The sequence below is a fragment of the Umezawaea sp. NPDC059074 genome (assembly GCF_042738955.1).
Taxonomy (GTDB): Bacteria; Actinomycetota; Actinomycetes; order Mycobacteriales; family Pseudonocardiaceae; genus Umezawaea.
Map to the genome: position 1 here is coordinate 1 of NZ_JBHYHC010000239.1, position 7,737 is coordinate 7,737.

7 protein-coding genes are annotated in these 7,737 nt (G+C 67.2%); all 7 read right to left on the reverse strand.

The annotated features are described in order from the left end of the window. Positions 1-111: 111 nt before the first annotated feature. On the reverse strand, positions 112-3,222 hold the full coding sequence (ileS, locus tag ACFWW9_RS45090) for an isoleucine--tRNA ligase (RefSeq protein WP_390389651.1): 3,111 nt from the start codon (positions 3,220-3,222) through the stop codon (positions 112-114). A 369-nt stretch (positions 3,223-3,591) separates the two neighbouring features. Further along, positions 3,592-4,116 carry a hypothetical protein gene (locus tag ACFWW9_RS45095; protein WP_390389653.1) on the reverse strand — a complete coding sequence of 175 codons (525 nt, stop codon included), beginning with the start codon at positions 4,114-4,116 and terminating at the stop codon, positions 3,592-3,594. A 39-nt stretch (positions 4,117-4,155) separates the two neighbouring features. Next, positions 4,156-4,980, reverse strand: coding sequence for a DivIVA domain-containing protein (locus ACFWW9_RS45100; RefSeq protein ID WP_259623835.1), 825 nt, complete (start codon positions 4,978-4,980; stop codon positions 4,156-4,158). A 46-nt stretch (positions 4,981-5,026) separates the two neighbouring features. Further along, positions 5,027-5,311, reverse strand: a complete 285-nt coding sequence (locus ACFWW9_RS45105; protein WP_259623836.1) for a YggT family protein — start codon at positions 5,309-5,311, stop codon at positions 5,027-5,029. A 19-nt stretch (positions 5,312-5,330) separates the two neighbouring features. After that, the gene (locus ACFWW9_RS45110) at positions 5,331-5,975 is read right to left on the reverse strand and encodes a cell division protein SepF (protein WP_390389655.1); all 645 of its coding nucleotides are present in this window, start codon (positions 5,973-5,975) and stop codon (positions 5,331-5,333) included. A gap of 70 nt (positions 5,976-6,045) precedes the next feature. Next, a complete protein-coding gene (locus tag ACFWW9_RS45115) occupies positions 6,046-6,753 on the reverse strand; it encodes a YggS family pyridoxal phosphate-dependent enzyme (protein WP_390389657.1) in 708 nt (235 codons plus the stop codon). Then, positions 6,740-7,447: a peptidoglycan editing factor PgeF gene (pgeF, locus tag ACFWW9_RS45120; RefSeq protein WP_390389659.1), complete on the reverse strand. Its 708-nt coding sequence runs from the start codon at positions 7,445-7,447 to the stop codon at positions 6,740-6,742. Before pgeF ends, ACFWW9_RS45115 begins: the two co-directional genes overlap by 14 nt. Positions 7,448-7,737: the final 290 nt, after the last annotated feature.

Sequence of the window (7,737 nt, forward strand, 5' to 3'; positions counted from 1 at the left end):
GCGCCCCCACCCTCTTTCGCTTTGTCAAGCCGTCTTTCCAGGCTTGACAAAGCGAAAGAGGGTGGGATAATTGGCGCAACCGGGGGTTAGCCCTCAAACACCAACGCCCCTTCAGCTTCGGGTCACACGCACCCGAACCTTCACCCCATCCCCGACAACCCCATCAGACGCCCCGTCAACCTCTCCGTACTCAACCTTGTCCGCCAACGTCTCCCCGGCAACGAACGCCTCATGCGTCCGCACCGCCCCACCAACAACCTCAGGCACGTCCAACGTCAACACAATCCGATCCGACACATCCAGCCCAGCATCCTTCCGGGCCTGCTGCACCACCCGAACCAGATCCCGAGCCACCCCTTCATCCGCCAACTCAGGCGACACAACGGTGTCCAGCACAACCAGCCCCCCACCCCCAGGCAGAGCAGCAGTAGCAGCCGGATCAGTAGCGACAAGCCGCTGCTCGTACTCCTCCGGGAACAACTCGATCCCAGCCGCGACAACCGCCCCAGCCGAAGTAGTCGTCCACTCCCCAGCCTTCACAGCCTTGATCACCGTCTGCACCTCCCGCCCGATCCGAGGCCCAGCAGCCCGAGCGTTGACCGCCAACTGGAAATGCCCATGCGCGTCCACATCGGTGGTCAACTCCACAGCCTTCACGTTGACCTCATCCTTCAAGATCCCCGCAAAAGGCTCCAACGAAGCCACTTCATCAGCAGCGATCACCAACCGAGCCAACGGCAACCGCACCCGCAACTTGTTGGCCTTCCGCAACGACGACGCCGTGGAAGCGATCTGCCGCACCCGGTCCATAGCCGTCACCAACGAATCATCAGCAGGCAACGACGAAGCCTCCGGGTAATCCGCAAGGTGCACGGACCGCCCCCCGGTCAACCCCCGCCACACCACCTCGGTCGTGAACGGCAACAACGGCGCAGCCAGCCGAGAAACAACCTCCAACACCGTGTGCAACGTATCCACAGCGTCAGCGTCCCCAGCCCAGAACCGATCCCGAGACCGCCGCACGTACCAGTTGGTCAGGACCTCCAAGAACTCCCGCACCAACGCACAAGACCCCGAGATGTCGTAGACATCCATAGCGGCCCGAACATCCCGCACCAGATCATGCGTCTTAGCCAGCACATACCGATCCAGCACATGAGCCGAATCCGTCCGCGAGACACCCTCACGCCCAGCCGCGTTCGAGTACAGCGCCAGGAAGTACCACGAGTTCCACAACGGCAGCACAGCCTGCCGAACGGCGTCCCTGATCCCCCGCTCGGTCACCACCAGATCGCCACCCCGAAGGATCGGCGACGACATCAGGAACCACCGCATCGCGTCCGAGCCATCCCGCCCGAACACCTCGTTCACGTCCGGGTAGTTCTTGCGCGACTTGGACATCTTCTGCCCGTCGTCACCCAGCACGATCCCGTGCGCCAGCACGTTCGTGAACGCCGGCCGGTCGAACAAAGCTGTCGCCAGGACGTGCATCGTGTAGAACCAACCGCGCGTCTGCCCGTTGTACTCGACGATGAAATCACCGGGGAAGTGGTCGTCGAACCACTCGGCGTTCTCGAACGGGTAGTGGACCTGCGCGAACGACATCGACCCCGACTCGAACCAGCAGTCCAGCACCTCCGGCACCCGACGCATCGTCGACCGACCGGAAGGGTCATCCGGGTTCGGCCGCGTCAGCAGGTCGATGTGCGGGCGGTGCAGGTCGGCGGGCCGCGTCCCGAAGTCCCGCTCCAGCTCGTCGAGCGAGCCGTACACGTCGACACGGGGGAACGAGGGATCGTCAGACACCCACACCGGCAGCGGCGAACCCCAGAACCGGTTGCGCGAGATGTTCCAGTCGCGCGCGTTCTCCAGCCACTTGCCGAACTGGCCGTCCTTGATGTGCTCGGGCACCCAGTTGATCTGCTGGTTGACCTCGACCATCCGGTCCTTGAACTGCGAGACCGCGACGAACCACGCCGACACCGCCCGCTGGATCAGCGGGCTGTCGCAACGCCAGCAGTGCGGGTACGGGTGGTCGTAGGTCTCGTGCCGCAACAACAACCCCGCGGCCTTCAGGTCCCGGATGATCGTCTTGTTCGCCTCGAAGACGTGCACGCCCTGGTACGGCGGGACCTCGTCGGTGAACTCGCCGCGCGAGTTCACCGGGACGACGACCTCGATGCCCGCGGCGTCGGTGACGACCTTGTCGTCCTCACCGAAGGCGGGGGCGATGTGCACGATGCCCGTGCCGTCCTCGGTCGTGACGTAGTCCGCGGCCAGCACCTGGTGGGCGTTCTCGCGGCCGACGAAGAAGTCGAACGGCGGCGTGTACTTGCGGCCGACCAGGTCCGAGCCCTTGATCCGCGCGACGACCGACGGCTCCTCGCCCAGCTCACGGGCGTAGGCGGCCACGCGGGCCTCGGCGAGCAGGTAGCGCTCGCCGTTGGCCTCGACGGTCACGTAGTCGACGTCCGGGTGCACGGCCGCGGCCAGGTTGCTCGGCAGCGTCCACGGCGTGGTCGTCCACACCAGCGCCAGCTCACCGGTCTCCAGGCGCAGGCCGACGGTCACGGCCGGGTCCTGCCGGTCGCGGTAGACGTCGTCCATCTTGGTCTCGGTGTTGGACAGCGTCGTCTCGCACCGCCAGCAGTACCAGAGCACGCGGAAGCCCTCGTAGATCAAGCCCTTGTCGTACAAGGACTTGAAGGCCCACATGACGCTTTCCATGTAGTCCAGGTCGAGGGTCTTGTAGTCGTTGTCGAAGTCGACCCACCGGGCCTGGCGGGTCACGTACTCGCGCCACTGGTCGGTGTACTGGAGCACGGACGTGCGGCAGGCCTCGTTGAACTCGGCGATGCCCATCGCCTCGATCTCGCTCTTGTGCGTGATCCCGAGCTGCTTCTCGGTCTCGATCTCGGCGGGCATGCCGTGGGTGTCCCAGCCGAAGCGGCGTTCGACGTGCTTGCCGCGCATGGTCTGGTAGCGCGGGACGACGTCCTTCACGTACCCGGTCAGCAGGTGGCCGTAGTGCGGGAGGCCGTTCGCGAACGGGGGGCCGTCGTAGAAGACGAACTCGTTGCCGCCGTTGTCGCCCGCGGGCCGGGCGTCGACGCTGGCCTGGAACGTGCCGTCGGACTTCCAGTAAGCGAGCACGTCCTGCTCGACATCGGGGAAGGACGGCTGGGAGGGGACAACGCCCTCGCCCGCCTTGGGATACGCCATGGTGCTGCTCCTCGCGGTCGTCCGGCTCACGGGGACGACGCGCCTGTCCGGCGCACCGCGGTACCACCCCGCTTGCCGACGCTCACGCGACGGCCACTCTGATCGGCTGTGACGGGCCGACCCCGTCCGGTTCTACTGAGGCCCTGGGGCCCGTTCTTCCGGAGGCTCCCCGGTGATGACCGGATCGACGCCTGATTGGTCCAAGGGTAACGCCTGGGGCCAACTCGATTGTTCCCGGCCGGGCGTCGCCGGGGCCCGCGGGACAGCCCGCGAACTAATCACACGATCGAGTGAACCGTTTCGCTGCGGGACTCGTGTTCAGGGCAGACCGGGGGCAACGGAGCCGAAGGTGGTGGACGAGTGGCGGAGTCAGGGACGCGTCGCGGCGCGGTGCTGATCGGCGAGGGTGTTGTCCGGGCGGCAGACCGCGCACGGCGTGAAGCCGAGCTGGCGGGCCTCGGCGACGGGCAGGGCCAGCGTGGGGCGCTTGGCCAGCCACGGGCAGGCGGCGAGGTGGTACCTGGGGCGCTCGTCGAGTACGCGAACCTCGGCCGTGAGGTCGGTGACGATGAGCAGATCGGCCGCGTCGGTGTCCTCCTCGACGGGCTCGATGCCCTGATCGGGCGAAACAGGAGCGTCAGCAGGCCCCCGGTCCAGCTCGTCTTGATCATCAGCGCTAATCTTCTGATCAAGAGCCGCGGGACCGGCAGCCGTCGGGACGACCGCGGCATCCAGGCTCGACCGGCGGCGGAGCCACCAGTCGAGCACCAGGACGAACGCGGCCGCTCCGCTCGCACCCACGGACAACCACGCCCAGACGTGCTCGGACGTGGTCAGCGCGGGGACGAGCAACCCGAGGGCTGCCAGCACCAGCAGTAGAACGATGTAGAGCACGGTCCGCACCTTAGTTCAGCGCGGCACGCCTTTTGTGGATCAGCCCGCCTCGGCGCGCGCGCCGAACGAGTAGCCCTGCTGGCCACCGGCCCGACCGTCGGACGGCGCGGCGGGGCCGCGGTCCTGCAGGTCGCGCAGGGAGGACTCCAGCATGGTCTTGAGCCTCGTGCGGTACTCGCGCTCGAACGTCTGCAGCTTGTCGATCTGCTTCTCCAGCGCGTTCTTCTCCGACGTGATGTTGCCCATCACCTCGGCGTGCTTGCGCTGGGCGTCCCGGTCGAGCGCGCTGGCCTTCTCACGGGCCTGCCGCTCGAGCGTCTCCGAGCGCGTACGGGCGTCGTTCAGCATGGTCTCGGCACGCGTGCGCGCCTCGTTGACCATGGTGTCCGCCTTGGCCCGCGCCTCGGACAGCAACTGCTCGGACTTGGTCCTGGCCTCCGACAGCATGCCGTCGGCTTCGGCCTTCGCCTCACCGGTCAGCCTGTCGGCCATCTCCTGGGCCAGCCCGAGGACCTTGGCCGCCTGGACGTGGTGGTCACCACCGCCACCAGGGGAGGTCTGCTCCATGACCGAGGGCGGCGGCACCGGCGCAAGGCGACGGGGCTCCTCCACGACACGGCTGGGGCCGACGGGACCGGCCGAGACCTTGGCACGGGCGTCGTCGAGGTCGGCTCGCGCAGTCTCGACCTGCTGGTCGAGCTGTTCGACCTGCTGACGCAGCTCGTTGTTCTCCTCGATCAGGCGGGCGAGCTCGCCCTCAACCAGGTCGAGGAACGCGTCCACCTCGTCCTCGTTGTAGCCCCGCTTGCCAATCGGTGGCTTGCTGAATGCAACATTGTGCACGTCAGCGGGGGTCAACGGCATCAGATCACCTCACGCACTCCTGGGCTGTTGGCATCCCTGGTCCCCGTCACCTGGGATCTGCCGTTCGCATCAGAATGATAACGAGCAGCAACAGCACAATAATGGACAAGTCCAGCCCGATGCCCCCGATCCGCACCGTCGGTATGACCCGGCGGAACAAGCGGATCGGTGGATCGGTCACTGTGTACACGGTCTCCAGGGCCACCGCGACCCCTCCAGCCGGACGCCACTCCCTGGCGAACGACCGGACGAGCTCGACCACGACACGCGCCGTGAGCAGCAGCCAGAACGAGAACAGCAGGTAGTACAGCACGAACAGGAGGACATCCACCCCCCAACTGTGCCACCAGTCAGGTCAGACTTCCGAACCCACCCTCGGCAAGACGCCTGCGGTCCTCCGCCGTGACGTCGATGTTCGGCGGTGAGAGAAGGAACACCTTGTTGGTGACCTTGTCCATCGAGCCCCGCATCGCGAAGACCAGCCCGGCGGCGAAGTCGACGAGCCGCTTCGCGTCCGCGTCGTCCATCTCGGTGAGGTTCATGATCACCGGGGTGCCGTCGCGGTAGTTCTCGCCGATGGTCCGCGCCTCGTTGTAGCTGCGCAGGTTCAACGTCATGATGCGCCCCAAGGGGTGGCCCGCCTGCTCTGCCGCAGGCCTCGGCCTGCTGATCGGCTCGCGCACCGGCTCGACGGCCAGTGCACCGTGGACGGGTGCGTCGGTGTTCCAGCTGCGGCGAGTGGACCGCGACCGGGCCTCCGGCTCGAAGTCGTCGGATTCGTCGAGCTCCGACCGGTACTCCGACCTCGTCCCGCTGAACACGCGACGACGCCCTCCGCGCTCAGGGTACGGGTCGAACTCCTCGGCCTCCGCGCCGTACTCCGACCGGTAGTCGGCCTGGTAGCGGCCGCGCTCGTCCTCGTACGCCCCAGGGTCGTCCGCGTACTCGGCGGGAACCATCCCGAAGTAGGCCTTCAGCTTGTGAAATCCACTCATTGCCAGGGGACCCTTCCTCCGCGATTCCCACCACCAAGGACGGTGCGGCCACCCCTGAGGTTCCATACAGTTACGGCGAGGCTAGCCTTCGGCCTCCCAGCAGCGCCGTTCCGACACGCACGCAGGTACTTCCGTGCGCGATCGCATCTTCCAGGTCCCCGCTCATGCCCGCTGAGACAACAGTCGCAGCGGGATGATCACGGCGCAAGCGGTATACCTCATCCGCCAGCACGGAAAACGCGCGTGCGGGGTTCATCTCGCGCGGTGCGACCGCCATCACACCCACCAGCCGAAGTTCACCCGATCCAGCGACATGATCAGCCAACGCGGCCAATTCCGGCAGCGGACATCCCCCTCGGGCCGAATCCCCGTCGATGCTCGCCTGGATCAGCACGTCCAGCGGACGCCCCCGATGCGCGGCGGCTTTCGCCAACGCGTCGGCGAGCCGGATCGAATCCACGGTGTCGACACGATCGGCCCACGAGGTGACGGACCGGGCTTTGTTGCGCTGGATGTTCCCGACCATGTGCCACAGCGGCCGGGCGTCGGGCCGGGCTTCCGCGAACTCCACGGTCTTCCCCGACGCCTCTTGGTCGCGGTTCTCCGCGAACGCGGAAAGCCCCAGGTCGCTCAGCAGGGCCACGTCGGAGGCGGGGAAGGTCTTGGTGACCGCGAGCAGCTCCACTTCCGCTGGTGACCGGTTTGCGGCCTGGCAAGCGGCCTCGATGCGCGCGCGGACCTCGGCCAGGTTCGCGGCGAGCTCGTCACGACGGGTCAACCCAGATCACCCCTCCCAAGCGCCCGGTACCGGGCTCACGCCGGTGGCTGAACAGCGTGCGCTCCTCGAAGGTGCAGCGAGGGTCGACACCGAGCTTCCCGATCCCGAGGTTCTCGAGCTGGTTCCACAGCCCCGCGCGGAGGTCGAGGGCGGGCTTGGCGGCACGGGACTTGGACGCGCTACCGGGGAGGTGCTTGTCGACATCGGCCATCATCGCGGCGGGGACCTCGTAGCACTTCCCGCACACGGCGGGGCCCAAGAGCACTTCGATGTTCTCCGGCTTCGCCCCGAGGTCACCCATGGCTTTGACGGCGGCGGGCACGACACCCACTCGGGCACCCACCCGCCCGGCGTGAACGGCCGCGATGACCCCGGTCGTCGGGTCGCCGAGGAGCAGGGGGACGCAGTCGGCGGTGAGGACCACCAATGCCAGGTTCGGCTCGTTGGTGACCAGGGCGTCGGTCGCTTCGGCCGGGCCGTCCTGGGGACCGGTGACGGTGGTGACGGTCCTGCCGTGGACCTGCTCCATCCAGACCAGGCGGGAGGGGTCCAGGCCGATGCCTTCGGCCAAGCGCTTGCGGTTGGCCGCGACGGCAGCCGGGTCGTCACCGACGTGGTCGCCGAGGTTGAAGGAGTCGAACGGCGGGTTCGAGACGCCGCCTTCACGGGTGGTCAGCACTCGACGGATTCGCACGGAGTACAGCTTTTCACGGGGAGGGGTGGGGTGGCCGGGTCGGTGTCCGGTGGGTGCGGCTTCCAGTGGGGTTGCGCGGCTGCCGCCGGTGTCGTGGTGGCTGGGTGGGCGACTGCCAGTGTCGTCGTGGTCAGGCGGCGGCTACGGCTTCCAGCCTGGCCACCCGGCGACTTCGATTCCCAACCCGCCCACTCAGCGGCTTCGACTTCCAGCGTGCTGTGTCCGATTTGATTTGGGGCCCCTAGATTTGCCCCTTGATCGGGCCAAAAGGCAGTGCCCCAAAGCCCTGC